Below are 26,827 nucleotides of genomic sequence, written 5' to 3'. Positions count from 1 at the left end.
GCCCGCTCACGCAGCTCGTCGCTGTACTTCTTCGGTGCCGGCATGCTCTGCATCCTCCCTGAGATCAGAGCCTGCACAGAACCCGGGGCGCATCAAGGACTCGCTCACCGCGGTTCAGCACATAGCCGACGATCCGGTCGCTGGCCGGTGGGTCGCCCACAAGGACCGGCAGGTCGATCGCGACCTCCTCAACCGGCACGCCTTTGGTCTCGCCGCCTGCCTCGTCGAAGTGCACTCGCCGCTCAGCAAGCAGCGCTGTGCGGGCGTGCTGCCGAAGCGCTGATCCGAGCTGCTCCCGGTTGACGTTCGTGGACAGCGTCGACAGGTCCGCCAGGACGTCCCCCGCCGTGAGAAACCCCTCGAACGCCCGGCGAACTCCATCGTGGGCGTCCAGCAGCCCGATGATCTGATAGCCATCCCAGAGACGCCAGCCGCGTAGATTCACCATCCTGTCGCGACGTCCATGACGTTCTGCGCGAGCCGATGGTCGACGTGAACGCTCAAGATCGTTCTCGGCAGACTCGTCTTTCAAGCGATCGAGGTACTGCCTAATGTTGCCGTTAATCGCGTCGAACCCGCCGCCCTCCGATACTGGAGTGAGCGGGATGTTGGTGGCGAATACCAGGTAGTGGGGCACCTCGCCGCGTTTCGCCTCAGGGTCGGACCACTCGTCCAGCTCTTTCTTGATGCTTTGCCATAAGGTTCTGGCATCCTTGTGGGTGCCCTCTAGCGTCTGCTTGTGCTTGACCTGGAAGACCGTCGTGCCATCCCAGGTCTCAGTCTTGCCGCCGTGCTCGTTCGCAGACCACACCAGGACGCCGTCGCTGACCAGCATGTCTCGGCCGCCGTCTTTGCCACGGCCCATAGGCCGAACATGTGCGCCGAACACCTTGATCGCCAGCGCCGATACGACGTCCTGGAAGCCGATGCCGCCGAGGCGCTGCAGGTCGTAGTTCCCCATCGGTCTCCCGGTTCCAGACGAACACTTGCCGCCATTGTTACCACGGGCCACGTGGAAGGCCCGCACGCGTTGGCTTCATGGGTTGTGATACCGCGGGTAGCTGTCAGCTTCGATCCGTCATATGCGCAGAACCGTCGGCTGCCGTTCCGTTGCCATATGTTGCTGGCCCGGCACGTCTGCCGATCTCCTAATGCACCATGGAACAGCGACTCTCCGTCGGACGGACGGCGATGCTGCCCCATCTCTACGGCGACCTCGAAGCAGCTGTCCGCGGAAGGCCGGACGAGATCAGGCACGCGGCAGCCGCGAGCCGTTCGATACTCGTCGCAGTGCCGGCAGGCGAGAAGCTCGCGCGCTCAGCGAACCCGAGGACGAGCTGCTCAAACATCTCAAGCACTTGCAGGCGCGCTGCCGGCCCGCCAGGTCCCCAAGAGCGAATATCAAACTGGGCTCGTCGCCGAGTTGTTCGCCGAAGCGTGCGGCGACGACCCGAACCGCTGGGCTGCTCTCTCGGGGGCTTCGAGCCGCCACCACGTAAGAAGGTCAAGTTCGACACCTGGTCGAGTCAACTCGCGGGTAACGGTTAGGTTTCGGCAGGCTTCGGGTCATGGGCAATCCAAGTCGATCTGCAGTAAAGACAGCATTGACCGGAAGGGACGGGTTTGCGCCGGCCCCAGGTAGCAGTCGGACACCTGCTGGGCGTGGCTGGAGGCACGGGCTAGCTGCCCGGAGGCTCGATGTTGAGAACATGCTCCGATCGACAGCTGGCCGACAAGAAGCCGCTGGTCGGCCCTGTTCCCCTGCTTGCACTGCCCCGTCGGGGGCGCCCGAAGCATGGGAACGGTTGGCGTGGCGTTTCGGCGCGGTCCGCGTCCGTGCTGACATCTTCCCGCAGGTCAGCTCCTCGCGGCTGCTTCGTCGGTGTCGTTCCTGCGTCGATGGCGGCCCGTCGCGCGGCTTCGATGGTGGGGTTGACATGGTGACGCGGCACGTCGGCCGCTTGGCGTTCCGGGGAACTACAGATTCAGACCACTGACTGCGTGTCGCGTGTAGTGCAAGAAGTATCTAGTGCCCCGGACGAGCTGCGCCGGCGGTCGAGAGTCTGCATCTGAAGGGAGCAGCAATCGAGTCTGACCGCAGATGCGACGAAGGCTGCCCGGCCGAGTGTGCGGCGCCGCGGTTATGGTTCTAGAACACCTTTCAAGATTCACCCATCAGGGGGCACTGCTGCGGCAACCCGGGCGGCCCCGTTTCGTGGTCCCGTACCTGTCTGCTCCAGGTTTGCTCCACATCTCGCGTCACTGTGGAATTTGGGATATCAAAAACTCGATGTTCGACAACACGAAAAAACCGCCCTACCTGGACCTTTGGATCCGGAGGGCGGTGTTTCGTCACAGTGGAGCTAAGGGGACTCGAACCCCTGACCCCCTCACTGCCAGTGAGGTGCGCTACCAGCTGCGCCATAGCCCCGAAGCGAAGGTGAACTCCGCATCTCGTGTGAATAAAGAGTACACCCCGCCACCGGCCGTCTTCGTCGGGGGGTGCGCCAAGGGTTCGGCGCGGCAAAGCTGCAGGTCAGGTCGCATAAACGAGGTCCAGCAGAGATCCACTCCTTCCGAAACCCGGTCCTGGCCAGCTCCGGCCCGGCTCCTGGGCGTGAGCCTGCCGGGTGAGCCCCGAGAACTTCCAGCTCAAGAACCTCTTCATGACTTATTTTTAGCTCTGTATTGACTCCCCGTGTGGCCGCCGTTACATTTTCACCCGGTTGTGACGCCGAGGTCCCCGCCCGCTACGCCGCGTCTTCAAGTCTGGGCATGAGCCTTGCCGTTTCCTGCTCGTCGAACGCCGCGGTGCGGTGGAGGAGGTTCCGATGAGATTGCGGAGAGTGGGCACGGTGGCGCTGTCCGCGTTCGCGCTGGTGAGTGGGTATGCGGGGGTGTCGCAGGCGGAGCCGGCAGCCCAAACCCAAGCGCAGGCCCAACATCAAACCCAAAGCTGGGCCCAAAGCCAGGCCCAAGCCCAAGCCATCGCGCCCGATCAGTGGTTCACGGTGCAGTCCGTCAACAGCGGGAAGTGCGTGGACGCGAAGTCCGCCGCCAGTGCCAACGGCACCGTGGTGCAGCAGTACAGCTGCAACCAAACCGCCTCCCAGGCCTGGCAGTTCCAGCCCACCAGCGACGGCTACGTCCGCGTGAACTCGCAGCTCAACGCGGCCCAGTCCTGGGACATCACGAACGTCTCGAAGGCCGACGGTGGCCTCGTGCAGCTCTGGTCGTACTCGAACGGACTGAACCAGCAGTGGCAGCCGGTGCAGGAAGCGAGTGGTACGTACCACTTCGTGAACCGCAACAGCGGCAAGTGCCTCGACGTGCCGAGCGCCTCTATCGCAGACAGGGTTCAGCTTCAGCAGTACACCTGTAATAACACCAGTGCGCAATCGTTCACAATGGCTCCCGTGGGTGGCACTACGACTCCTCCGAACGAGGACCCGAACCTCGGCCCGAACGTCGTGATCTTCGATCCGTCGATGTCCGCTGCGAGCATCCAGAGCAGGCTGAACAGCATCTTCAGCCAGCAAGAGCGCAACCAATTCGGCAGCCAGCGCTACGCCGTGATGTTCAAGCCGGGCACGTACTCCAACGACGTGAACGTCGGCTTCTACACGCAGGTCCTCGGCCTCGGGCTCAGCCCCGACGCCGTGACCATCAACGGTGCCGTGCACGTGGAAGCCGACTGGTTCCCGCCGCAGAACGCGACGCAGAACTTCTGGCGCGGGGCCGAGAACCTGTCGGTGAACCCGACCGGCGGGGCGGATCGGTGGGCGGTAAGCCAGGCGGCGCCCTATCGGCGCATGCACGTGCGCGGCGACCTGCAGCTCGACGACGGGGGCTGGGCCAGCGGCGGCTGGATCTCCGACTCGAAGATCGACGGGCAGGTCCGCTCGGGCTCGCAGCAGCAGTGGATCTCGCGCGACTCGCAGTTCGGCAGCTGGAACGGCTCCAACTGGAACATGGTCTTCGTCGGCGTGAACGGGGCGCCGCAGAACACGTTCCCGAGCCCGCCCTACACCACGGTCGGCCAGGCGCCGGTGGTCCGCGAGAAGCCGTTCCTCTACATCGACAGCGCGGGCAAGTACCAGGTCTTCGTGCCGGCCTTGCGCACCAACACCTCCGGCACGAGCTGGGCGAACGGCACCGCGCCAGGCTCCTCGCTGCCGATCGACCAGTTCTACATCGCCAAGCCGGGCGCCTCGGCGGCCGACCTGAACGCCGCGCTCGCGGCGGGCAAGAACCTGCTGATCACGCCGGGTGTCTACCACCTCAACCAGACCCTGCACGTGACCCGCCCCGACACCGTGGTCCTCGGCCTCGGCATCGCGACCCTGGTGCCCGACAACGGCATCACCGCGATGAACGTGGACGACGTCAACGGCGTGAAGGTCGCCGGCCTGCTCATCGACGCGGGAACGACGAACTCGAACACGCTCATGCAGGTCGGCGCGCCCGGTTCGACCGCCGACCACTCGGCCGACCCGACGTCGCTGCACGACGTGTTCTTCCGCATCGGCGGCCCGGCCGTCGGCAAGGCGACCAACAGCCTGGTGGTGAACAGCAACAACGTGATCGGCGACCACATGTGGATCTGGCGAGCCGACCACGCCGCGAACGACAGCTTCGTCGGCTGGAACACCAACACCGCCGACAACGGGCTGACCGTCAACGGCAACAACGTCACGATGTACGGCCTGTTCGTCGAGCACTATCAGAAGACGCAGGTCGTCTGGAACGGCAACGGCGGGCGCACGTACTTCTTCCAGAACGAGATGCCCTACGACGTGCCCAACCAGGCATCGTGGATGAACGGTTCCTCGCAGGGCTATTCCGCCTACAAGGTCGGCCCGAACGTGGCCAGCCACGAAGCGTGGGGCCTGGGCAGCTACTGCTTCTTCAACACCAACCCGTCGGTGGCCAGCGCCCACGCGTACGAGGCGCCGAACACCCCGGGCGTGCGGTTCCACGACATGGTCACCGTGTCGCTGAACCACGCGGGCACGATCACCCACGTCATCAACACGACGGGCGTGACCACGCCCGACGGGACGAAGCCGGTGAACCTGGTGAGCTACCCGTAGCCCACCGCTCCAGACAACCGGTGCGCGCCGTGGTGGCGGCCTCGGCGCGCATCGGTTCCCAGTCCACATGAGAACGAGCAAGAGATCGACAAGAGTCGCCCAGTTCCCGGAACTTCCGGAAATTGGGCGACTTTTTCGTGACCGCACCGTGGCGCGAAACCGCGGCGAACCTCGGGGCCACGCGGGCGCAAAACTTCCGGCTGATCGCGGTGCCGGTGCTGCTGCCGCCGTTCCTCGCCTCGACGCTGCTGCTGTTCGCCAACGCGTTTTCCGCCTACGCCATGGCCTACGCGCTGACCACAGGCGTCGTGCCGCTCGTGCCGATCCAGATCGGCTCGCTGGTGAGCGGCAATGTCGTGGCTGACCAGCAGAACCTCGGCAAGGCGCTGGGGCTCGGCATGGTCGTGGTGGTCGCGCTGGTGATGGCGATCTACGCGTACCTGCAGAAGCGCGCTTCGAGGTGGCTGTCATGAAGAACAAAGCGCTGCGCTGGACGGTGCTCACGCTGTTCGGCCTGTACTTCCTCGTGCCGATGGGCGCGTCGGTGGAGTTCAGCCTCCGCGACGTGAACAACACGCACAGCTTCGCCTCGTGGGGCAAGATCCTCGACGAGCCCGACCTGCTGCCCACGCTCGGCACGTCGCTGTGGGTCGCGGCCGGCACGGTGGCGCTCACGCTGCTGCTGATGGTGCCCACGGTGACCTGGGTGCACCTGCGCAAGCCGAAGCTGCGCCGCCTCATCGAGGGCGTGAGCCTGCTGCCGCCGGTCATTCCGCCGATCGTGCTGGTCAACGGCGTGCTCGTGGTGTTCCGCGACGCGCCGGAGGTGATCAACGGGACCCCCGTGATCCTCGTGCTCGAGTACGCGATCCTCGCGCTGCCCTTCACCTACCGCACCCTCGATGCGGGGCTGGCGGCGATCTCGCTGCCGACGCTGGTGGAGGCCGCGCGCAGCCTCGGCGCGTCGTGGCCGACGGTGCTGCTGCGGGTGATCGTGCCCAACATCTGCTCGGCCGTGTTCGGCGCCGCGTTCCTCAACCTGGCGCTGGTGCTGGGTGAGTACACGCTGGCGAGCATTCTGCTGATGGACACCTTTCCCGTGTGGACGGTCAGCACCGGGCAGTCGGAGGCGGGCGTGTCCGTCGCCGTTTCCCTGCTGTCGCTGCTGGTCGCGTTCCTGCTCCTGTTCGTCCTGTCTCTTGTGGCCGGTCGCCGCAAGGCTTCGCGGGGTGTGGCGTGAAAACTGTGACTGCCCAGCAGACGAAGACCGGTGCGTCGGTCCAGTTCCGCGGCCCGCGCCGCGAATTCGGCGAGGTCCGGGCGCTCGACGGGCTGGACCTGACGATCTCGCCGGGGGAGCTCGTCGCGCTGCTCGGCCCTTCGGGCTGTGGCAAGACGACGGCGTTGCGCGTGCTCGCCGGCCTGGAGGCAGTGGACGCCGGCGAGGTGCTGGTGGACGGCACCGAAGTGGTCGGCGTGCCGGCCAACAAGCGTGACATGGGCATGGTGTTCCAGGCCTACAGCCTGTTCCCGAACCTCACGGTGCGCGACAACGTGGCGTTCGGCCTGCGGCTGCGCGGCGTCGCCACGGCGGCGCGGCAGAAGCGGGCGCAGGAGCTACTGGAGCTCGTGGGGCTGTCGGCGCAGCAGAAGCGCTACCCGCACCAGCTGTCGGGTGGCCAGCAGCAGCGCGTGGCGCTGGCCCGCGCGCTGGCGATCGAGCCGCGCGTGCTGCTGCTCGACGAACCCGTGTCGGCACTTGACGCCCTCGTGCGCACGCAGCTGCGCGACGAGATCCGCCGGCTGCAGCTGCGCGTGGGCATCACGACACTGTTCGTGACGCACGACCAGGAGGAGGCGCTGTCGATCGCCGACCGCGTCGGCGTGATGCGGTCGGGGCGCCTCGAACAGTGCGACAGCCCGGCCGAGCTCTACGCCCGGCCCGCGACAGCGTTCGTCGCGGAGTTAGTGGGCACGATGAACCGACTCCCGGGCGTGGTCGCGGTCGGCGGCGCGTCCGTCGACGTGGTGGGGGAGCGGCTCGTGCCGGCCGAACCGGGCCGGCGCACCGACGGCGACGCCGTGACGGTGCTGGTGCGTCCGGAGGCGGTCACGCTCGTGGCCGCTGCGGACGGTCGCGCGGTGGTGACGGACCACAGCATCCGTGGCGCGGTCACCCGCGTCACCGCGCTGCTGCCCGACGGCACGTCGGCGCTGGCCGACCTCCCGAGCGTTTCGGCGGCGAAACTGCCGGGCACCGGGGTCTCGGTGTCATTCGGAACGCAGCCGGTCCTGCTGGCGAGCTGACGCGGGGGCGCCGCCGTCCGACGGCGGCGCCCCTCCGGTCAGGCTGCCTCGAGCTGGGTCAGCAGGGCGTGGAAGTCGAGCACCGGCCACAGCTCGGCGATGCGCCCGTCGCGCAGCTTCAGCACCACGGTGGCGCGCACGCTGATCGCGTTGCCAGTGGGCGGGGTGCCGTGGAAGTCGCCGTCATGGGTCCCGGTCAACGTCCAGCGCACGGCGGCTTTGTCGCCCTCGACCAGGATGTCGTCCACGTGCAGCTCGGCGTCGGAGAACGCCGAGCGCACGATCTCGTCGGCGCCGACGAGGGCTTCGCGGGCCGGAGCGTCGGCGGGACCGTGATTGACGGCGTCGGGGGTGAGCAGTTGGTCGAACAGTTCGAAGCGCCGGCCGTTGACGGCTTCGACGTAGAAGCGTTCGACGGTTTCACGGGTGGTGGCCACGGGGGTCCCCTCTCTACTGTGGTGGTGGCGGTTTTCCTGCAGGGGTGCAGTGGAGACCGAGCAGGGGAGTGCTTTGTGACAACCGACCACTTCACCGTCGAACGCGGCCGGCTTTTCGGGCTGGCCTACCGGCTGCTGGGCTCGGCCGACGACGCCGAAGACACCGTGCAGGACGCCTACCTGCGCTGGAATCGTGCCGACCGCGGCACCATCGCGACACCCGGCGCGTGGCTCACGAAGGCCGTGACGAATCTCTGCCTGACCCGGCTTACGTCCGCACCGGTCCGCCACGAGACGGTCGCCGACGAGCTGCCCGAGCCCGTGCTCACCGGCGGCGGGGAGCACGGCCCGCTGGAGACGGTGGAGCAGCGCGAGTCCGTGTCCTTCGCGATGCTCGTGCTGATGCGGTCGCTCACGCCGATGGAACGCGCGGTTTTCGTGCTGCGTTCGGCTTTCGACTACCCGTATCCGGAGCTCGCCGCGCTGCTGGAGCTCACCGAAGCCAACGCCCGTCAGCTCTACAGCCGCGCCCGCAGACGGATCGACGCGGGCGAGACCCGCTTCCCGACTTCCGACGGCGGCTCGATGCGGCTCACCGAGACCTTCATGACGGCCGTTCGATCGGGCAGGTTGGAGCAGCTCGAGGAGCTCTTGGCGGCCGACATCGCCACCTGGATCGACCTCGGCGGCGGCGAACGCATGCACGTCCGCGGCCGCGACGCCGTCCGCCGCAACGCCGCCGCGACTCTGGCCCGCTTCGCCTCGGTCTCCGACTTCTTGCTCAGGGAGGTCAATGGCGGCCCGGGCATCCTGTTCCTCCAGGACGGCGAGATCGTGGGCCTGACCTCGGTGGAAACGCGGGACGGGCGGATCTCGGCTCTGCGCACCGTCGCGGACCCGGATCGGCTGGAGTATTTGCGGGCGCAGTTCGCGGCCCTGCCCTCCGCTTAGCGACGGGGGCTTCGGACGCCGGATCGAGAACGGTTCGCTCGCTCGCCGGGCGGCCCGGCGAGCTGACGGCGGACTCCGAAATTTCCGAGCCCACGCGGAAAATCGGCCGTGGCCTCGGGTCGGTGGCGCCTACGCTCGGTGGGATGAACGAGTCCTTCTTCCGGCACCTGATCATCGCCTTCGGGGACCTGGCACAGCCGGCCGCGGCCCAGATCGCGCTGCTCGAGAAGCAGGGGCTGCGCGACGCCGACGAGCTCGCGCTGGAGTTCGACGAGTACTTCGCGGCATTGAAGGACACCCTGCCGGCCGACACCGTCGCGGTGCTGGCGGAGCTCGACGTCCTCCTCGAAGAGATGAGCGGCCCGACGGGTCCGTGGTCGTTCGAGGCTCTGGCGAGCGCACCGGAGTGGGTTCGGGTCAGGGAGCTGGCCGCGCGGGCGTTCGCGTTGCTGGGCCGCCCGGCCTGAGCTGTGCGGCTGCGCCCGAGTGGCGCGAACGGACCGTTCGCGCGGGCACTTCCGGCACCGATCCCCAGGTCCGGGCCCGGCTGGAGTAAGTCCAGCTCACGCAAGCGTTCTCCCTGCCCGAGGGCACGCCGTAGGCTGTCGGGTGTGAGCCAGCCGATCCTGATGACCGTCGACGACGACCCCGCTGTTTCGCGGTCGGTCGCGCGTGACCTGCGTCGCCGCTACGGCAAGGACTACCGCGTGATCCGTGCGGACTCCGGGGCCGACGCCCTCGACGCCCTGCGCGAGATCAAGCTGCGCGGAGACGCCGTCGCGGCGATCCTCGCCGACTACCGCATGCCCCACATGGACGGGATCGCCTTCCTCGAGAAGGCGATGGACCTGTTCCCCAACGCCCGCCGCGCGCTGCTGACGGCCTACGCCGACACGGACGCGGCCATCCAGGCGATCAACGTGGTCGATGTCGACCACTACCTGCTCAAGCCGTGGGACCCGCCGGAGGAGAAGCTGTACCCGGTCATCGACTCCCTGGTGGAGACGTGGCTCGCGGTCGGCGACAAGTCCGTGGAGGAGACGAAGCTGGTCGGCCACCGGTACTCGGCGCCCTCGTTCAAGGTCCGCGACTTCCTCGCCCGCAACGCCGTGCCCTACCGCTGGTACTCGGTGGACGAGGACGAAGGCGGCCGCATCCTGCAGGCCGCCGGGGCCGTGGAGGCCGACATCCCGGTGGTCGTGACGCCGGACGGCACGGTGCTGAAGCAGCCCACCGGCGGCGAGATCGCCAACGCGGTGGGCCTGTCCACGCGGCCGGCGCAGGAGTTCTACGACCTCGTGGTGATCGGCGGCGGCCCGGCCGGCCTCGGCGCGGCCGTGTACGGCGCGTCGGAAGGCCTGCGCACGGTGCTCGTCGAGCGCAAGGCCACGGGCGGCCAGGCGGGCACCAGTTCGCGCATCGAGAACTACCTCGGGTTTCCCGACGGCGTCTCAGGCGCGCAGCTCACCGACCGCGCCCGGCGCCAGGCGCAGAAGTTCGGCGCCGAGGTGCTCACCGCGCGCGACGTGGTGGGGCTGGAGGTGCGCGGGTCGAGCCGCGTGGTCACCTTCGGCGACGGCTCCGAGATCGCCGCCCACGCCGTGATCCTCGCCAGCGGCGTCACCTACCGCGCGCACGAGGCCGACGGCATCCGCGAGCTCACCGGCAGCGGTGTCTACTACGGCTCCGCCGCCACGGAAGCGCCCGAGTGCAAGGGCCAGCACGTCTACATCGTCGGCGGCGCGAACTCCGCGGGCCAGGCGGCGGTGTTCTTCGCGCAGCACGCGAGCGAGGTGTCCCTGCTGGTGCGCGGCGACTCGCTGGAGAAGTCGATGTCGCACTACCTCATCGAGCAGATCGCGGGCATCGAGAACATCACCGTTCGCACGGGCACCACCATCGTCAAGGCCCATGGCGCCGACCACCTCGAGGCCGTGACCCTGTGCCACGGCGACACGACGGAGAAGGTCGAGACGGGGCACCTGTTCATCTTCATCGGCGCGGCGCCGCGCACCGACTGGCTGGGCAACGTGATCCAGCGCGACCACCACGGGTTCGTCCAGACGGGGCCCGACCTGGTCGCCGAGGGCCGCAAGCCGGCCGGGTGGCCGCTCGACCGCGACCCGTACCACCTTGAGTCGTCCGTGCCCGGCGTGTTCGTGGCCGGCGATGTCCGGTCGCAGTCGGTGAAACGCGTGGCCTCCGCCGTCGGCGAGGGCGCCATGGCCGTCACCCTGGTCCACCGCTACCTGGAGGAACAGTGAAGGAGCCCGCACTGCCGCGCGAAGAACTCCGCGGCCTCTTCCTGTTCGAGCACCTCTCCGACGAGCAGCTCGACTGGATCGAACAGCACGCCGTGCTGGAGCACTACGAGGGCGACACCACGGTGCACCGAGAGGGCGATCCGGCCACCTGCTTCTACATCGTGCTTTCGGGCGCGCTGCGGATGTCGCGGCTGGTGAGCGGCGCCGACGTCGAGGTGAAGCGCTCCGACCAGCGCGGCTCCTACTTCGGCGCGACGCAGTTCTTCGTGCACCAGGACACCGAGCACACCTACGGCGCCACCGTGCGGGCGATCGGGGACCTGACGCTGCTCGCGCTGCCTTCGGCGGAGTTCGCGGTGGAGTTCCGCAGGTGGTTCCCGATGGCGGCGCACCTGCTGGAGGGCATGTACCTCGGCTGGCGCAACTCCGACACCGTGATCTCGTCGCGGCGCCGGCTGCTCGCGCTCGGCGAGCTGTCGGCCGGGCTCACCCACGAGCTCAACAACCCGGCCGCGGCCGCGGTGCGCGCCACGGCGTCGCTGCGCGAGCGCGTGGCCGGGATGCGCCACAAGCTCGCGCTGCTGGCGAAGAAGGACATCGATCCGGACCTGCTGGAGCAGCTGCTCGACGTCCAGGAACAGCTGGTCAAGACGGTTGCCGACGCGCCACGGCTCTCGGCGATGCAGCAGTCCGACCGCGAGGACGAGATCAGCGATTGGTTCGATGACCACGACATCGATCAGGGCTGGGACCTTGCCGCGATCTTCGTCGCGGCCGGGCTCAAGACCGAGAACCTCGACGGCGTCCTGGAATCCGTCGGCGAGGGCCTGCTCGACGGTGCCCTGCGCTGGCTCGCGTACGCGCTCGAGACCGAGATCCTCATGGGCGAGATCGAGGACTCGACCACGCGCATCTCGGTGCTCGTGGGCGCGGCCAAGCAGTACTCGCAGATGGACCGCGCGCCGCACCAGTGGATCGACGTCCACGAAGGACTCGACTCCACGCTGGTGATGCTGTCGGGCAAGATCGGCGACAAGATCCGGGTCGTCAAGGACTACGACCGCGGCATCGACCACATCCCGGCCTACGCGGCCGAGCTGAACCAGGTGTGGACCAACATCATCGACAACGCCGTCCAGGCCATGGGCGGCGAGGGCACACTGACGCTGCGCACGTGGCAGGAGAGCAAGCAGGTGCGCGTCGAGATCGGCGACAGCGGCCCAGGCATCCCGGAAGAGGTCCGCCAGCGCATCTTCGAGCCGTTCTTCACCACCAAGGGCGTCGGCGAGGGCACGGGCCTCGGCCTCGACATCTCGTGGCGCATCGTCGTGGAACGGCACTCGGGCGACATCAAGGTGACGTCCGTGCCGGGCGACACGCGGTTCGAGATCTGCCTGCCGGTGGAGGAACAAGCCTCGCTCTGAGCCGTTTGCGCTGACCGCCCGCGCGCCGCCGCCGTGATCAACCGGCTGCGGTACGCGGGCGGTTCGTGATTTCCCTTCCGCCAAAGGAAAAGCCTGGACCTCCCCGGACCCCGATCGACCCCGTTCGTTCATTGATCGTTCACTTCGAACTCCTCGTGCCGCGCGTCAAACGAGTTGCGGGGGCTGAAGGATCCGAGGTGACGCGTCGCGGGACGTGCGGAAGGTGGGTTCGTGAAACGCCGGTTGTCCATCGGGCTGGCTGTGGTTCTGGTGCTCGCGGTCGTGGCCGTGATCGTGTGGGGGCGGTCCGGGAGCGACGAAGCGTCGGGAGGGGGTGACCTCACCGTCGTGCGCGGGGTGATCGGCTCGGAGAAGCAGGCCTTCTTCACCGACCAGCGCGTGGTTGACGCCTTTGCCAAGCACGGCCTGAAGGTGGAGGTCGACACCGCCGGCTCGCGCCAGATCGCGACCACCGTCGACCTCGCCAAGTACGAGTTCGCGTTCCCCTCGTCGTCGCCGGCGGCGCAGAAGATCCACCGCGACCGCAAGGTGACCACGGTGTACACGCCGTTCCAGTCGCCGATGGCGATCGCGACGTTCGAGCCGATCGTCTCGCTGCTGAGCGCCGCGGGCGCCGTGCACAAAGGCGCGGGCGACTACCAGGTGCTCGACATCGCGAAGTACCTGCAGCTCACCCAGGCCGGCACGCGCTGGGACCAGTTGCCGGGCAACACCTCCTACCCCGTGCGCAAGAACATCCTCGTGACGACCACCGACCCACGGGAGTCGAACTCCGCGGCGATGTACCTGTCGATCGTGTCGTTCGTGGCCAACGGCAACAACGTCGTCTCGACGCCGGACCAGGAAGCCGAAGTGCTGCCCCAGGTGTCGAAGCTGTTCCTCGACCAGGGGTACACGCAGAACAGCACCGAGGGGCCGTTCGAGGACTACCTCTCGGCCGGCATGGGAAAGACGCCGCTCGCGCTGATCTACGAGTCGCAGTACGTGGATCGTCTCGTACGCCACGACGGGTCGATCCAGCCCGACATGCGGATGCTCTACACGGCGCCCACGGTGTACTCGAAGCACACGCTGGTTCCGTTCTCTCCCAACGGAGACAAGGTCGGCCAGCTGCTCTCGACCGATCCGGAGCTGGGCAAGCTCGCCGCCACGTTCGGCTTCCGCACCACGAACCCGCAGCGGTTCCGCGACGTCGTGGCCGCGGCCAAGGCCCCGGTGCCGGCCGATCTCGTGGACACGGTCGAGCCACCGTCGTTCGAGACGCTGGAACGGCTGCTCGACGCGATCCAGAAGCAGTACTGATGGACGATTTCACCCTCACCCCGCCGGAGCCGGTGGCGGCGGTCCCCGTGGAGCGCGCCGCCGGGCTGATCGCGCTCGGTGACGACACGCGGGCCGACATCGCTCGTCGCGCCGGTGAGTTCGCGACGCGGCTGGAAGCGCTCGACGTCAAGTCGCCCGAGTTCACCACGCTGCTCGACGAGCTCCTCGCCGTCGGCGAAGCGGACATGCGCGCGGCGGCCACGGTCGCGGGCACGATGCTCGACCGGTCGACGAAGGCGCTGGAATCCGCGCGTGGCTCCGTCGGCACGCCGCAGCAGCAGGTGACCACGAGCCTGGTGGAGCTGCGCCGCACGGTCGCGGAGCTCGACCCGGCCAAGCTGCCGATCACCGGCCGCAAGCTGCTGGGCATCTTCCCGGCGGCCGCGAGTGCCAAGCGCGCTCTCGACCGCTACCGCGCGGCCAACGAGCCCGTGAACGCGCTGGTCCGCGAGCTGCGTACCCGCCAGGACGTGCTGAGGCGCGACAACGCGGCGCTCAAGGGCGAGCGCGAACGCCTGTGGGCCACGCTCGGCCGGCTCGCCGAGGCGGCGGCGTTCGCGGAGGCCGTGGACGGGGCGATCGACCGGCAGGTCGGCGTCTTCGACCTCACGGATCCCGCGCACGCCAACGCGTTGCGCGCCGACATCTTGTACCCGATCCGCCAGCGCCACCAGGACGTGCTCACGCAGCTGGCCGTGAGCGCTCAGGGCTACCTCGCACTGGACCTGGTGCGCCGCACCAACGACGAGCTGATCCGCGGCGTCGAGCGGGCGGTGTCCACCACCGTCTCCGCGCTGCGCGTGGCCCTGCTGGTGAGCGCGGCGCTGGCCAACCAGCGCGACGTGCTCGACGAGGTCGCGGCCCTGCAGTCGACCACCGACGGCCTGCTGCGCGCGAACGCCGCACTGCTGGAGTCGCAGAGCGCGGAGATCCGCAAAGCGTCGAGCGACCCGGCGGTCGCCGTCGACACACTGCGCGACTCGTTCGATCGGATCTACTCGGCCCTCGACGCGATCGACGGGTTCAAGGCCGAGGCCGTGCTGCACATGGCGTCCACAGTGGAGTCGTTGTCCGGTGAGCTGCGGCGCGCCGAGGACCGGCTGCGCCGTTCGCACGAGGGGGAGCTGTGAAGAAACTCGCGGTACTGGCGCTCGCCGCCGCACTGCTGGTGACGGGGTGTTCGTCGTCGGATCCGAGCTCCGGCACCGACGGCGGGCCGCCCGAAGCCGGCACGTTGCGCATCCTCGCGGGTAGCGAGCTCGCCGACATGCAACCGGTGCTCGACGAGGCCGCGAAGGCCACGGGCGTGAAGGTGAAGTCCACGTTCACCGGCACGCTGGAGGGCGCCGAGTCGCTCGCCAACGGCAGCCTCGACGGCAAGTACGACGCCGTCTGGTTCTCCTCGAACCGTTACCCCGCGGGCATTCCCGAGGCGGCCAAGCGCCTGGGCAACCAGGTGAAGATCATGAGCTCGCCGGTGGTGCTGGGCCTGTCGCAGCCGGTCGCGCAGCGGCTCGGGTGGGACAAGTCGGCGCCGACGTGGGGTGACATCGCCGCGGCGGCGGGCAAGAAGGAGTTCACCTACGGGATGACCGACCCGTCGGCGTCCAACTCCGGCTTCTCGGCGCTGGTGGGCGTCGCGTCCGCGCTGGCCCACTCCGGCACGGCGATCGACGCGCAGCAGATCAGCGCCGTCACACCGCAGCTCACGCAGTTCTTCAGCGCGCAGGTGATGTCGGCCGGTTCGTCGGGCTGGCTCTCCGACGCGTTCCAGCGCCGCGCGACCGGCCAGGACCCGGGGGCGAAGGTCGACGGCCTGGTCAACTACGAGTCCGTGCTGCTGTCGATGAACTCCTCCGGCAAGCTGCCGCAGCCGCTGAAACTCATCTACCCCAGCGACGGCGTCGTCACTGCCGACTACCCGCTCACGCTGCTGACCCGCGCGAGCAACGACGCCCGCGACGCGCACCAGCGGCTCACCGACTACCTGCGCACGCCCGACGTGCAGCGGCGGATCATGCAGGTCACGCAGCGGCGTCCGGTGGTTCCGGGTGTGCAGCTCGGCGCGCAGTTCGTGCCCCACGACCTGGTCGAGCTGCCGTTCCCGGCGACACAGCAGGCCGTGGACGCGCTGCTTTCGGCCTACTTCAGCAAGATCCGCCGTCCGTCGCGCACGCTGTACGTGCTCGACACGTCGGGCTCGATGCAGGGCGACCGCATCCAGGCACTGCGCTCGGCGCTGGCCGGCCTCACCGGCGCGGACAACTCGCTCGTGGGGCGCTACCGGCAGTTCCGCAGCCGCGAGGAGGTGACGATGCTGCCGTTCAACACCGCGCCGGGCCAGCCGGTCACGTTCACCGTGCCCGAGCAGAACCCGCAGGGCGAGCTGGCGAAGATCAAGAGCTTCGCCGAAGGCCTGCAGGCCGACGGCGGCACCGCGATCTACGACAGCCTCGACCGCGCGTATCAGGTGATGGAACCGCTGGTGGCGCAGGACCCGGACCGGTTCAACTCGATCGTGCTGATGACGGACGGGCAGAACGAGAGCGGCTCGAACCTCGACGGCTTCAAGTCCTCCTTCGCGTCGCTGCCCGCGGCGATGAAGCAGAACCCGGTGTTCACGGTGCTGTTCGGCGAGGGCAGCGGCGACGAGCTCACGCAGGTCGCCACGATGACCGGCGGCAAGGTCTTCGATGCCCGCAACACCCAGCTGTCCAGTGTCTTCCAGGAGATTCGCGGGTACCAATGAGGCGTTGGTTCGGCTCCACCAAGAACATCGCCGGCTGCGTCGGCGGCCTGATCGGCCTCGTGCTGTACGCGGTCGGGGTGATCGGGCCGCTGTGGCTGATGTTCGTGGTCATGGCCGTGCTCTACACGGCGGGCGCGCTCGTCGCGCCGCCGGAGAAGGTGCGGCTCGTCGTCGACCCGACCGTGGAGGCGGCGCAGGTGCGCTCGTCGCTGGAGACGTTGGTGCAGACGGTGTCCAGCCACTCCGGGCGCCTGCCACCGTCCGCTGTGGACGGTGTGCGCCACGTCGCCGAGGTGCTGTCCGACCTGCTGAAGGACCCGCTGCGGCTCGCCTCGACGCCGGACCTGCAGTACCGCGTGCTGCTGCTCGCGCGCACGGACCTGCCGATGTCGGTGGAGACGTACCTGAACCTGCCGCGCTGGTTCGCCTCGCGGCGTGACGCGGACGGCACCAGTGCGGAGGACGAGCTCGCGAAGCAGCTGGACCTCCTGCGGGGCAAGGCGGAGAGGCTCGCCGGCGAGTACTACTCGGCGGACGTGAACCGCCAGGAGGACCACACGCGCTACCTCGGTGAAGAGTCTTGATGCCGGTTCGGTGATTTCCGACCGGATGGTTGTCAGACGCGTGTCTTAGTACTAGCTTCGTAAGAAGATCGTCTTACGAGGGAGTGCGCTGGTGGCAGGCACATCGGTAACGGGCACATCGGAACCGGGCTCGCGCCGGGAACAGGCCGAGGCGACTCGCGAGCTGCTCCTCCACACGGCGGAGCGGCTGTTCGCCGAACGCGGGCTCGCGCAGGTGTCGAACCGCCAGATCGTGGAGGCCGCCGGTCAGGCCAACAACTCCGCGCTGGCCTACCACGTCGGCACGCGCGAAGACCTGATCCGCGCCATCACGCGCTCGCACGTCGAGCCGATCGCAGCGCGTGCGCAGGAACGAGTGGCGGCCGTGCGGCGTTCGAAGCGGCCGCGCGACCACGTGGCGAGCCTCGTGCTGCCCTACACCGAGCACCTCGCGAGCCTCGGCAACCCCAGCTGGTGCGCCCGGTTCCTGGCGCAGGTCGTGACCGATCCGGCGCTCCTGGACGTGGAGGGCGTCGAGCCCGTGCCGGCGGTCGAGTTCGTCGAGGGCACGGCCGCGGTGTGGGCGCACGTGACACCGTTGCCGGCCGCCGAATCGGCTCTGCGGAGCCAAACCGCGCGCGTCGCGGTGATCCATACGTGCGCGGAGCAGGAGCGGCTCGCGGCGGCCACTGGCGTGCCCGCCGACTGGGCGCTGGTCGGCGAGGCCCTGACCGACGCCCTCACCGGTTTGCTGACCGCTCCGCGTGTCCCCACCACCCGGAAGGACCGTCGATGACCGCCAGGAAACCGCCCACGATGCGCCGTCCCGTCCCACCGGAGATGCTGGAGCGCGGCAAGTGCCCGTTCGACCCGCCCGCCGTGCTCGCGGAGAAGGCGCCGGTGTCGCGGATCGAGCTGGTCAACGGCGCGCACGCCTGGGTGGTGACCGGCTACGAGCAGGCCCGCGCGGTGCTGGCCGACACGAGGTTCAGCTCCGACAACGTGCGCAACCGCAGCGCGATGGACCTGCGCCCCGACGAGGTCGGCGAGGCGCGCTGCCCGTAGACGTGGTGCAGCGCGAGGACGGCCGGTTCCTGTTCATGGATCCGCCCGAGCACACGCGGCTGCGCCGGCTGCTCACCGGCCAGTTCACCGTGCGGCGCATGCAGTTGCTGGAAGAGCGGATCCGCGAGATCTCGATCGAACACCTCGACGCCATGCGCGCGGCCGGGAACGAGGGCGACGTCGTGCCCGCGTTCGCGCTGCCGTTGCCGTCGCTGGTGATCTGCGAACTGCTGGGCGTGGACTACGCGGACCGCGCCCAGTTCCAGGAGCACACCGGCATCGCGCTCAACCTGACCAAGAGCGACGAGGAGCGGGCGAAAGCCTCGGAGTCGATCTACGCGTTCATGCGCAAGCTGGTGGCGCACAAGCGAGAGCACCCGGCCGACGACCTCGTGTCCGGCCTGATCCACGGCGACGCCGACCCGGCGCTGACCGAGCAGGAACTGGTCGACATCGCGACTGTGCTGCTCGGCGCGGGCCACGAGACGACGGCGAACATGCTGGCGCTGGGCACTTTCGCGTTGCTCGAAAACCCGGACCAGCTGGCTCTGGTGCGCGAGGACCCGTCCGTGCTGGACAACGGCGTCGACGAGCTGCTGCGCTACCTGTCGATCATCCACATCGGACCGAACCGCGTCGCGACGGAGGACCTCGAGGTCGGCGGCGTCACGATCCCGGCGGGTGACACCGTGCTGATCTCGGTGCCGCAGGCCAACCGCGCGGCCGAGCACTGGCCGGAGCCGGAACGGCTGGACCTCAAGCGTCCGCGCACGCCGCACCTGGCGTTCGGACATGGGGTGCATCAATGCCTGGGGCAGCAGTTGGCGAGGGCCGAGCTGCGGGTCGGGCTCGCGGAGCTGGTCGGCCGTCTGCCGGAGCTGCGCCTGGCGATTCCCGCCGAGGAAGTGCCGCTGCGCACGGACATGCTCGTCTACGGCGTGCATTCCCTGCCGGTGGCGTGGTCTTGAGCTTTACCGGAACCGGGGCAGCGTCAGCGTGAGCGCGGCCGTCGTGAGCCAGGCCAGCAGGTCGGGCAGCGGGACGCGGGAGAGGCGCTCGGGCCACTCGTCGGCGACGGTGTGGAGCACGAGCTCGTCCTCGGCCGGCCGCACGGCGGTGAGCCGCAGCCCCTTCGGCAGCTCGGGCAGCGGCAGCACGACGGGCCGGATCCGTTTCGGGGCGCGGAACTCCCGCTGTCCGATGTGGAGGGTCGTCGGGGTGAGCGCCACGGCGTCCGCGGCGATGGCGGGCGTGAGCGTGAGCCGGCCCCAGCCGGGGTGCTTGGCCCAGCGCACCTGGAAGCCGTCGTCGTGCGGGGTTGCGACGAGACCAGGCCGGGCGTCGGCCACGCGTTCCCGCACGACGCTGCCGGGCACGGTGATGCCCAGCTCGACCTCGCCCGGAACCACGGTGGGAGTCGGGAGACTGCGCAGGCGGACGTCCTTGGCCAGCAGGACAACGCGGCGCAGCGGGATGGTGCTCGTCGCGGACGTCGGCCACTCGACGTCCTCGGCGACCAGGCCCACGTCGCCGAGGCGGCCGGTGGCCAGGCGCAGGGAATCGGCGGGGTAGTCGACTTCGGTCAGGGTGAAGCGGGCTTCGCCGCCGTTGGCCTTCGCCGTGAGCCGGCGGCCGACGAGCTGTTCGGTGACCGTGCGGGCGAGGGCAGCCGGCGTGGCGGGCACGTTCGGCAGCAGGGAACGACTCGCCGCGGCGGCGAGGCCCGCGATTTCGGGCCAGCCCTCGAACCATCTGCCTTCGCTCACCCGGACATCGTATGGGGCGCGGTAACCGGTCGCTTCCGGCTGTGGCGTTCACCGCGCTTTTCTCCGGTATTGGCGTGAAACACGTTTGGCCGGGGCAAAAACGGGTCAGCGGGCGACGAGCCGCGCGATGATCCCGCTGACGACCAGCCAGAACACCGCGGCGAGGCCGTAGTTGAGGATGACCGCGAGGTCGGGGTTGCTCACCGGGAACAGACCCGGGAAGAACAGTGCGAGCGGGTCGGCCAATGACCGGATGAAGATGAAGAAGCCGTTCGCGGCGTTGGCGCCGGCGAGCAGCATCACCAGGTAGAGCACCTCGATGAACGCGAACAACGCGCCGATTCCGGTGATCACTCGGGCTGCCGTGTTGGTTCTGGTGGAAGTTCGCCATCTGGACATGCTGGTTAATTCCCACTTCCGGGTGAGGGTGAAACGCGTCACCGGTCAAATTGCGCCGGTTGGTCGACGGGGCAGGCCGGCCGACGAGCGGTGCGCGGCGGATAGCCTGGCCGCGTGCCCGACACCGCTGAGCCCTCAGAGTCCGCGCCCCCAGAGTCCGAGCGTCCGGCGACCGAGCTGACCTTCCGCCGCGAAGACTGGTACGCCGAGGAGTTCACCGGGCGGCGGTTCGAGCGGTGCGAGTTCCACGACGTCGACCTCACCGAGGCCGTCACTCGCGGTGTCTCGTTCGTCGACTGCGTGTTCGGCAACGTGCGCTTCAACGCCTCGAAGCACGTGGACACGGCGTTCACCGGCTGCGGTTTCACGCGCTGCAACCTGTTCGACGCGGAGTTCAGCGGGTGCAAGCTCGTGGGGAGCCGGTTCACCGAGTGCTCGCTGCGGCCGATGAAGGTGCTCGGGGGCGACTGGTCGTTCGCGGGACTCGCGGGCGCGGACCTGCGCGGCTCGACCTTCCAGGGCGTGCGGATGCGCGAGGCCGACCTCACGCGCGCGGATTGCACGGGGGCCACGTTCGCCGACGTCGATCTGTCGGGTGCCGAGCTGCTGGAGGTGAAGTTCGGTGGCGCCGAACTGCGGGGGAGTGACCTGTCGGCGCTCGACCCGGTGCACGCCGAGCTCGGCGGGGCGATCGTGTCGCCTGAACAAGCTACGGTGCTGGTGACATCGCTCGGACTGCACGTTCGCGGGTAGGCTGCGCTGGGCGTCGGAGGGTTGGCGAAAGGAGTCCGCGATGGGTGTCATCACGCCGGGGTTCGCCGGTCGCGCCCGCGGCGGCAACCCGCGGCTGCCGCCCGGCCAGTACCTCACGGAGGACTTCCCCGTGCTGTCGGCGGGCCCGACGCAGCGCGTGCACCTGGACAAGTGGGAGTTCGCGGTGACCACGGAGAAGGGCGAGAAGCGCTCGTGGTCGTTCCGCGAGCTGACCGCCCTGCCGAGCGAGAAGTTCACCGTGGACATCCACTGCGTCACGCAGTGGTCCAAACTCGACACGCGCTGGCGCGGCGTGCCCGTGGAGACGCTGATCGGCGACCTCGACACCGCCGCCGACTACGTGCTCGCGCACTCCTACGGCGGCTACACCACCAACCTGCCGCTCGCCGACCTGCTCGACGGGCAGGCGTGGATCGCGTACGAGTACAACGGCAAGCCGCTCACCCCGGAACACGGCGGGCCGGCGCGGCTGCTGGTGCCGCACCTGTACCTGTGGAAGTCGGCGAAGTGGGTGCGCGGGCTGGAACTTGCCACGAAGGACGAGCCGGGCTTCTGGGAGTCCTCCGGCTACCACGACTACGGAGACCCATGGCGCGAACAGCGGTATCAGGGCGACTAGCTTGGCGCGTCGCGTACCTCGCGGAGATCCGCCAGGAGACGCCGACGGCCCGCACCCTCGTGCTCGACGTCCCCGGCTGGCCCGGCCACCTCGCGGGCCAGCACGTCGACGTCCGCCTCACCGCCGCCGACGGCTACACCGCCCAGCGCAGCTACTCCCTCGCCGCGCCCTCCGACGGCGACCGCCTCGAGCTGACGGTCCAGCGCGTCCCCGGCGGCGAGGTCTCGGAACACCTCACGGGCCCCTACGCCGTGGGCGACCCCGTCGAGATCCGCGGCCCGATCGGCGGCTGGTTCGTCTGGCGCCCCACCGACCCCGCCCCCGTCCTGCTCGTCGCGGGCGGCTCCGGCGTCGTGCCGCTGATGGCGATGATCCGCGCCCGCCGCGCCGCCGGGAGCCGCGCGTTGTTCCGCCTGGTGTACTCCGTGCGGACCCCCGCAGACCTCTACTACGCCACCGAGCTGCGCAAGCCGTACGCCGGCCTGGACGTCACGTACGTCTACACCCGCGAACTCCCCGACGGCGCCCCGGGGATTCCGCGGCGCATCAGCGTCGCGACCCTCAACACGGCGAGCTGGCCCGCGGACTTCGGGCCCACCACGTTCGTCTGCGGGCCCACCGCTTTTGTGGAAACGGTGGCCGACGCTCTGCTGGCTTTGGGCCACTCGCCGCACTCGATCCGCACGGAACGCTTCGGCCCCAGCCGCGACTGACTGAGGCGCCTGCTGTGGCTTAGGACAGGTCGGGTTTGGCGAGCAGTTCCCGGAGCGTCGCGAGCAGTTCACGCCGGTCGGCGGCGCCGTCGCTTCCGGGTGGGGATGGTCGTGCGCCGCGCCGACTTCGCCAGTGGCCGCGGGCTTGGGCAGCTGCCGGTGCGCCGGGGCCGGCAGCGTTGTGCGGGTTCGGCCCCAGCGGCGACTGACTGACGCGCCCGCCGCGCCTCAGGACAGGTCGGGTTTGGCGAGCAGCTCCCGGAGCGTCGCGAGCAGCTCACGCCGGTCCGCCGCACCCAGCTTGGCCCGGATCCGCGCCATGTGGTGTTCGACGGTTTTGCCGGAGATGAACAGCTTGCTGCCGGCCTGTTTGTACGTCAGGCCGTCGACGACGAGGCGGGCGACTTCGAGCTCGCGTTCGCTCAGGGTGCTGAGGCCGGGGGCGGCGCCGGGTTCCGGGGTGGCGGATTCGCGGCGGCCGGTGCCGGCCTGGAACTGGCGGGCGGCTTCGAGGAGCTGGACCATGGCTTTGCGGTCGGACGTGCGGATGGCGGCCTGGCCGGCCAGCCGGGCGGCGTCCCAGCAGAGGTCGAGTTCGTGGAGTTCGGCGGCGGCCGCGGAGACCTCGTCGTGGTCGAAGGCGCCGCCGAGGACCGCGAGCCAGCACGTGGCGGCGCGGGCCAGCGCCGCGGGGTAACGGCCGTGGCCGGCGAAGCTCGTCAGGGCGGCCAGCTGGTGGGAAGCGGTGTCCAGGTCTTCCACGGTGATGGCGGCGTGCAGCTCGTGCCAGCACAGGGAGACCGTCCACAGTGGAGGGTTGCCGAGCTCGCCGAGCATGGCGTGGGCGTGGCGAAGCTGCCGCGTGAGCTTCGCGTGCGCGCCGGTGCGGGCGGCGGCGATGGCCAGCTCGCCCAGCGGCAGCAGGGTGAACAGGTCGGTCTGCTGCCGCATTGACGCCTGGTACGCGCGGTCCCACGACTGCTGCAGCCCCACCAGGTCGCTCGCGCGCCGGGCGAGGCCGAGTTCGAGCGTCGCGAAGAAGAGCTCGTCGCGGGCTTCGAGGCGGGTGCCCGCCACGGCGTCGCGGTGTTCGGCGGCGGCCGTGAGGTGCCCGCTGGTCATCGCGACCCAGCCGAGCAACAGCCGGTGCCGCGCGGTGAGCAGGTCGCCGCCGACGTCGCTGGCCAGCGCGCGGTCCAGCACCGATTCGGCCAGCCCCAGCTCACCCGAGTGCAGCCCGACGAGCGCGGCCAGCGCGGCCGGGCTGTCCGGCAGCGGGGCGCCCGTGGCGGCCGGCTCCAGCATCGCGGCCGCCCCGACGAGCGCCGAGAGCGTGTCCGCGCCCTGCCCGCTCACCGAGTCGACGATGCCGCCGGCCGTCCGCGCCACTGCGCCGGCGAACAACGTCGGCGCCACCCCGGGCACGGGCGCGTCCACCAAGGTCCGCGCCGCGTCCAGCTGGCCGGACCCGACGAGCGCGATCGCGGCGAACGCGTTCGCGGCCCCGCGCCCGGCCCACCGGTACACCTCGGGCCCGCGGGCGTTGTTCCACGAAGGCGCCCAAACCTCCCCGGGCACGGGCGCGTTGTGGCCGGGTGTCGGTCGGGGCGCACCCCAGGTCGACGCGGTCAGATCCGGCCCGGCGTCACCGTCGCCGAAACCGGGCGCACAAGCGTCCGCCGCCGCGGCCCACCGATAGAGCTCCGCACTCCGCGCCAGCTCACCCCGGTGCGCCAGCACCGTCGCGGCGATCTCCGCCCCGGCGGCCCGCGCCTCGGGATCGTCGCCGCTCAACATCCCGTCACCCAGCCGCAGCGCCGTGTCCAGGTCACCCGACAACGCCGCCGCCCGGGCCCACCCCGTCGTCACGGCCGTGTCGCGCGCCCCCGCCTCGGCGGCGGCTTCGAACAGCCGCGCCGCCAGCTTCGTGTCCCCGGGCAACGCCTCACCCGCGGCCGCCGCGAAGGCAGCCGCCGCGCTCGCACCCGAACTTCCCGTGTCCAGCAACGACTTCGCCAGCTCCAGCACGGGCAACCCGCCCCGCAGCTGGATTTCCACGAGCTGCTGCAACACCGTCAGCCGACGAGCCGGCGGTCCGTACGTCCGCACGGCCTCCGCGGCGACCGGCAACAACCCGTCGTTCGCGTCGAGCAGCCCCGTCGCGCGGGCACCGTCGACGACCTCGGGCAACCGATCCGGCGCCAGCTCCAGCAAGGCGCACAGCAGGTCGAGATTGCGGCCGGCCCCGGCCTCTGCGGCGATCAAGTACCGCAGCACGTCGTCGTCGAGCTCCGCCAGCTCGGCCCGGAACTCGCCGAGCTGCCCGGTCACCGCGCGCTCCACCAGCCGCGGCACCCCGCCGGTGCGGGAGTGCAACGCGGCGGCAGCCGTCCCGTCGACGAGCCGGCCCGTGAGCTGCCGCGCGAGCGCCCCGACCTCCTCGGCGTCCAGCGGCGGCAGCGCCACCTGACGGGCGAAGGGTTCCGCCAACGCGCGCAACGCTTCCGAACGCGGGTTCGGCCGGTGCGCCAGCACGACCGGTCCCGCCAGCGCCGTCAGTCTCGCCACGTCCTCCTCGCCGAGCTGGTCGGCGTCGTCGACGAGCGTCGCGTCGACGCCGGCCTCGCGGCAGCCCGACTCGAGAGCGCCGAGCAGCGTGGTCTTGCCGTAGCCACCGGGCGCGACGACCACGAGCCGCGCGGGCGTGGCGGTCGCAGCCGCCAGCTCGGCGAGGAGCAGGCGCGCAACGGGGTGGACGGCGTCGGTGCCGGTTTTCGCCAGCAGTGCGTTCAACAGTGACCTTCACCGGTGGGGGCCGCGCCCGGGCGGGCGCATGACGTGAGGGACGCGGGGTGGGCCGGGGCGGTTCCCTTGTCCGCCGTGGCTTCGTGGGAGGAGAGGGCGGCGATCAGGACCGAGGAACCGATCGCGAGCACCGCGGCGGCCGCGGCGAGCGGACGCCAGCGGCGCAGCAGTTTCGCGGCGCCTTCGGACGGGGGCAGTTCGAACGGCGTGATGTCCACCGGCGGCGGGGAGGGCCGCTCGGCGAGCTCGGGCACCGAGTCGACCTTGGGGATCAGGGTCGTCTCCGCGACGGGCTGCTCCCGCCGGGCGGGCGGGCTCATCCGTTGAGCGGCGAGGCTACTGGCTCCGAACGCGGCCGTGAGCGGGGGCTGGGGTGAGGCGAACACGGGGCACGGCAACCGGCCCGGCAGCGCCCCCGGCCCGGGTTCACCGGAGAACACGATGCCCGCCAACGCGTCGGGCAGCACCGAAATCCCGTGGGCGAGCGCGAAAGCCGTGCTCACAGCCGCCGCGGGCGCCACGCCCTCGGTGCTCGTGCGCGCCACCCAGCCGCCCGAGCCGGACGCCGTGGCGAGCGTGACGGTGACGCCGTCGGGCCCGAACTCGCACACCGCCGCCGTCCGGTCGCCGGGTCCGGGATCGGGCAGATGGGCATAAAGGGCGCCAATGGAACTGGGCACCAAAGTCACGGCGGCGAAGCCGGATTCACCCAGCGCTCGTCGCAGAAGGTCACGCCGGTAGTCGCCCCAATCACCGGGGTGAGTGACGACGAGGTGGCGGGGTGCTCCTCCGAGTTGAGCGCCCGCGTGCTCCGCGATGCCCTCGACGAGGACTGCGGTGAGTGACTCCGGCGAGAACCGCTCGCCCCCGACGAACACGGGGACGTCGTCGCCGATGCGGCGGTGGAACCCCGTCAGCAATCGAGACGGAACGCTCGTTCCGGCGCGCGCCGCAGCGTCGCCGGTGAGCAGATAACCCTCATCGTCCAGGAATAACGCGGTGGCCGCGGCCGGCGAACTCTCGCCGAGCCACAGCGGTTCGGGGGCGCCCCAGCCGTCGGCAAGCTTCCGGCGGGTGGCGGCGTGGGTCCGGGCGTGGGCGACATCGATGCCGAGCACATAGGGCAACGCCGCTTCCTCCCTTCGTCGCACCGGGACGGGCCAAGGAGAGCAATCCGCCCCCTAGGGGAACGCCATCCTCACCCGTTCGGGTCATCCGGGCAAGCTCGGGTGGGATTTACCCAACCGAGCCCCCGAACGGATGAGCCCGTAACTCCCTAACGATCTCATATCGACCCCCTAACGGCTGAGCGAGCTGCGACTGTTAGTGAACGCCGATGTGAACGGGGGTGCGGAGCCGGTTTCGAGGGGCCGTCCCGGAGGGGTGCGCAGCCGGATCCCCGGGCCCCCGGCGATCCTCACGCGTTCGGGTCACCGACGACGCGCGAATGTCGGTTTTAACCCCACTGGTGGGCCGATGAGTCACCCCCGCTCCCTAACGGGGAGCCGCCGACCCCCTAACGGCGGAACGCGCGACAACTGGGAGTGAACCCCG

The 26,827-nt window shown here is 69.8% G+C and carries 24 protein-coding genes and 1 tRNA gene; 18 read left to right on the top strand and 7 right to left on the bottom strand.

Annotated features, from left to right (window positions below; translation table 11 throughout):
- Nucleotides 1-64: 64 nt before the first annotated feature.
- Both AB0383_RS35765 and AB0383_RS35760 read right to left on the bottom strand, forming a co-directional pair.
- Nucleotides 65-961: a hypothetical protein gene (locus tag AB0383_RS35765; RefSeq protein WP_366189663.1), complete on the bottom strand. Its 897-nt coding sequence runs from the start codon at nt 959-961 to the stop codon at nt 65-67.
- Nucleotides 962-2,358: 1,397 nt separating this feature from the next.
- Nucleotides 2,359-2,431: transfer RNA gene (locus AB0383_RS35760), tRNA-Ala, on the bottom strand.
- Nucleotides 2,432-2,831: 400 nt separating this feature from the next.
- Between AB0383_RS35760 and AB0383_RS35755 the strand changes: the two genes are divergently transcribed.
- From AB0383_RS35755 to AB0383_RS35740, 4 genes are all read left to right on the top strand, one after another.
- The gene (locus AB0383_RS35755) at nt 2,832-5,093 is read left to right on the top strand and encodes an RICIN domain-containing protein (RefSeq protein ID WP_366189662.1); all 2,262 of its coding nucleotides are present in this window, start codon (nt 2,832-2,834) and stop codon (nt 5,091-5,093) included.
- Nucleotides 5,094-5,230: 137 nt separating this feature from the next.
- On the top strand, nt 5,231-5,566 hold the full coding sequence (locus AB0383_RS35750; protein WP_364186198.1) for an ABC transporter permease subunit: 336 nt from the start codon (nt 5,231-5,233) through the stop codon (nt 5,564-5,566).
- Nucleotides 5,563-6,333 (top strand): ABC transporter permease subunit, encoded by a 771-nt coding sequence (locus AB0383_RS35745; protein WP_364186200.1) that lies wholly within the window; start codon nt 5,563-5,565, stop codon nt 6,331-6,333. The genes AB0383_RS35750 and AB0383_RS35745 overlap by 4 nt, the downstream gene beginning before the upstream one ends.
- Nucleotides 6,330-7,400 carry an ABC transporter ATP-binding protein gene (locus AB0383_RS35740; protein ID WP_364186202.1) on the top strand — a complete coding sequence of 357 codons (1,071 nt, stop codon included), beginning with the start codon at nt 6,330-6,332 and terminating at the stop codon, nt 7,398-7,400. The genes AB0383_RS35745 and AB0383_RS35740 overlap by 4 nt, the downstream gene beginning before the upstream one ends.
- Before the next feature lie 38 nt (nt 7,401-7,438).
- Here AB0383_RS35740 and AB0383_RS35735 read toward each other — a convergent pair whose 3' ends face one another.
- Nucleotides 7,439-7,837 (bottom strand): ester cyclase, encoded by a 399-nt coding sequence (locus tag AB0383_RS35735; protein ID WP_364186204.1) that lies wholly within the window; start codon nt 7,835-7,837, stop codon nt 7,439-7,441.
- A 75-nt stretch (nt 7,838-7,912) separates the two neighbouring features.
- Here AB0383_RS35735 and AB0383_RS35730 point away from each other — a divergent pair, with 75 nt between their 5' ends.
- The 11 genes from AB0383_RS35730 (at nt 7,913) to AB0383_RS35680 (ending at nt 19,165) form a co-directional block, all read left to right on the top strand.
- Entirely contained in the window at nt 7,913-8,788 is an 876-nt protein-coding gene (locus tag AB0383_RS35730) for a sigma factor (RefSeq protein ID WP_366189661.1), read from the top strand.
- A gap of 143 nt (nt 8,789-8,931) precedes the next feature.
- The gene (locus AB0383_RS35725) at nt 8,932-9,255 is read left to right on the top strand and encodes a hypothetical protein (protein ID WP_366189660.1); all 324 of its coding nucleotides are present in this window, start codon (nt 8,932-8,934) and stop codon (nt 9,253-9,255) included.
- A gap of 144 nt (nt 9,256-9,399) precedes the next feature.
- A complete protein-coding gene (locus AB0383_RS35720) occupies nt 9,400-11,052 on the top strand; it encodes an FAD-dependent oxidoreductase (RefSeq protein WP_364186208.1) in 1,653 nt (550 codons plus the stop codon).
- Nucleotides 11,049-12,476 carry an ATP-binding protein gene (locus AB0383_RS35715; protein ID WP_364186210.1) on the top strand — a complete coding sequence of 476 codons (1,428 nt, stop codon included), beginning with the start codon at nt 11,049-11,051 and terminating at the stop codon, nt 12,474-12,476. The genes AB0383_RS35720 and AB0383_RS35715 overlap by 4 nt, the downstream gene beginning before the upstream one ends.
- 231 nt (nt 12,477-12,707) lie before the next feature.
- Entirely contained in the window at nt 12,708-13,799 is a 1,092-nt protein-coding gene (locus AB0383_RS35710) for a hypothetical protein (RefSeq protein WP_366189659.1), read from the top strand.
- The gene (locus AB0383_RS35705; RefSeq protein ID WP_366189658.1) at nt 13,799-14,950 is read left to right on the top strand and encodes a toxic anion resistance protein; all 1,152 of its coding nucleotides are present in this window, start codon (nt 13,799-13,801) and stop codon (nt 14,948-14,950) included. Before AB0383_RS35710 ends, AB0383_RS35705 begins: the two co-directional genes overlap by 1 nt.
- Nucleotides 14,947-16,569, top strand: coding sequence for a substrate-binding and VWA domain-containing protein (locus AB0383_RS35700; RefSeq protein ID WP_366189657.1), 1,623 nt, complete (start codon nt 14,947-14,949; stop codon nt 16,567-16,569). The genes AB0383_RS35705 and AB0383_RS35700 overlap by 4 nt, the downstream gene beginning before the upstream one ends.
- The gene (locus AB0383_RS35695; RefSeq protein WP_364186215.1) at nt 16,566-17,153 is read left to right on the top strand and encodes a hypothetical protein; all 588 of its coding nucleotides are present in this window, start codon (nt 16,566-16,568) and stop codon (nt 17,151-17,153) included. Before AB0383_RS35700 ends, AB0383_RS35695 begins: the two co-directional genes overlap by 4 nt.
- Nucleotides 17,154-17,244: 91 nt before the next feature.
- Nucleotides 17,245-17,928 carry a TetR/AcrR family transcriptional regulator gene (locus tag AB0383_RS35690; RefSeq protein ID WP_366189656.1) on the top strand — a complete coding sequence of 228 codons (684 nt, stop codon included), beginning with the start codon at nt 17,245-17,247 and terminating at the stop codon, nt 17,926-17,928.
- Complete coding sequence (locus tag AB0383_RS35685; RefSeq protein WP_366189655.1) at nt 17,925-18,197, top strand: hypothetical protein; 273 nt, start codon at nt 17,925-17,927, stop codon at nt 18,195-18,197. Before AB0383_RS35690 ends, AB0383_RS35685 begins: the two co-directional genes overlap by 4 nt.
- 5 nt (nt 18,198-18,202) lie before the next feature.
- Entirely contained in the window at nt 18,203-19,165 is a 963-nt protein-coding gene (locus tag AB0383_RS35680; RefSeq protein ID WP_366189654.1) for a cytochrome P450, read from the top strand.
- A 3-nt stretch (nt 19,166-19,168) separates the two neighbouring features.
- Here AB0383_RS35680 and AB0383_RS35675 read toward each other — a convergent pair whose 3' ends face one another.
- Both AB0383_RS35675 and AB0383_RS35670 read right to left on the bottom strand, forming a co-directional pair.
- Complete coding sequence (locus AB0383_RS35675; RefSeq protein ID WP_366189653.1) at nt 19,169-19,963, bottom strand: hypothetical protein; 795 nt, start codon at nt 19,961-19,963, stop codon at nt 19,169-19,171.
- Nucleotides 19,964-20,068: 105 nt separating this feature from the next.
- Nucleotides 20,069-20,362 carry a hypothetical protein gene (locus AB0383_RS35670; protein ID WP_285969862.1) on the bottom strand — a complete coding sequence of 98 codons (294 nt, stop codon included), beginning with the start codon at nt 20,360-20,362 and terminating at the stop codon, nt 20,069-20,071.
- A gap of 177 nt (nt 20,363-20,539) precedes the next feature.
- Here AB0383_RS35670 and AB0383_RS35665 point away from each other — a divergent pair, with 177 nt between their 5' ends.
- The 3 genes from AB0383_RS35665 to AB0383_RS35655 are packed head-to-tail and all read left to right on the top strand — an operon-like array spanning nt 20,540 to nt 22,468.
- Entirely contained in the window at nt 20,540-21,115 is a 576-nt protein-coding gene (locus AB0383_RS35665; protein WP_366189666.1) for a pentapeptide repeat-containing protein, read from the top strand.
- Nucleotides 21,116-21,155: 40 nt separating this feature from the next.
- Entirely contained in the window at nt 21,156-21,755 is a 600-nt protein-coding gene (locus AB0383_RS35660) for a sulfite oxidase-like oxidoreductase (protein ID WP_366189652.1), read from the top strand.
- Complete coding sequence (locus AB0383_RS35655) at nt 21,725-22,468, top strand: ferredoxin reductase (protein WP_364186225.1); 744 nt, start codon at nt 21,725-21,727, stop codon at nt 22,466-22,468. The genes AB0383_RS35660 and AB0383_RS35655 overlap by 31 nt, the downstream gene beginning before the upstream one ends.
- Nucleotides 22,469-22,696: 228 nt before the next feature.
- Here the strand turns inward: AB0383_RS35655 and AB0383_RS35650 are convergent, their stop codons facing one another.
- The gene (locus tag AB0383_RS35650; protein ID WP_366189651.1) at nt 22,697-25,261 is read right to left on the bottom strand and encodes a helix-turn-helix transcriptional regulator; all 2,565 of its coding nucleotides are present in this window, start codon (nt 25,259-25,261) and stop codon (nt 22,697-22,699) included.
- On the bottom strand, nt 25,258-26,400 hold the full coding sequence (locus AB0383_RS35645; RefSeq protein ID WP_364186228.1) for a molecular chaperone DnaK: 1,143 nt from the start codon (nt 26,398-26,400) through the stop codon (nt 25,258-25,260). Before AB0383_RS35645 ends, AB0383_RS35650 begins: the two co-directional genes overlap by 4 nt.
- Between the last annotated feature and the right edge of the window lie 427 nt (nt 26,401-26,827).

The sequence above is a fragment of the Amycolatopsis sp. NPDC051373 genome (assembly GCF_040689465.1).
In the GTDB taxonomy this organism is placed as follows: Bacteria; Actinomycetota; Actinomycetes; order Mycobacteriales; family Pseudonocardiaceae; genus Amycolatopsis.
Note: the sequence above shows the minus strand (reverse complement) of the source record. Positions and strands in the feature narration are given on the sequence as shown.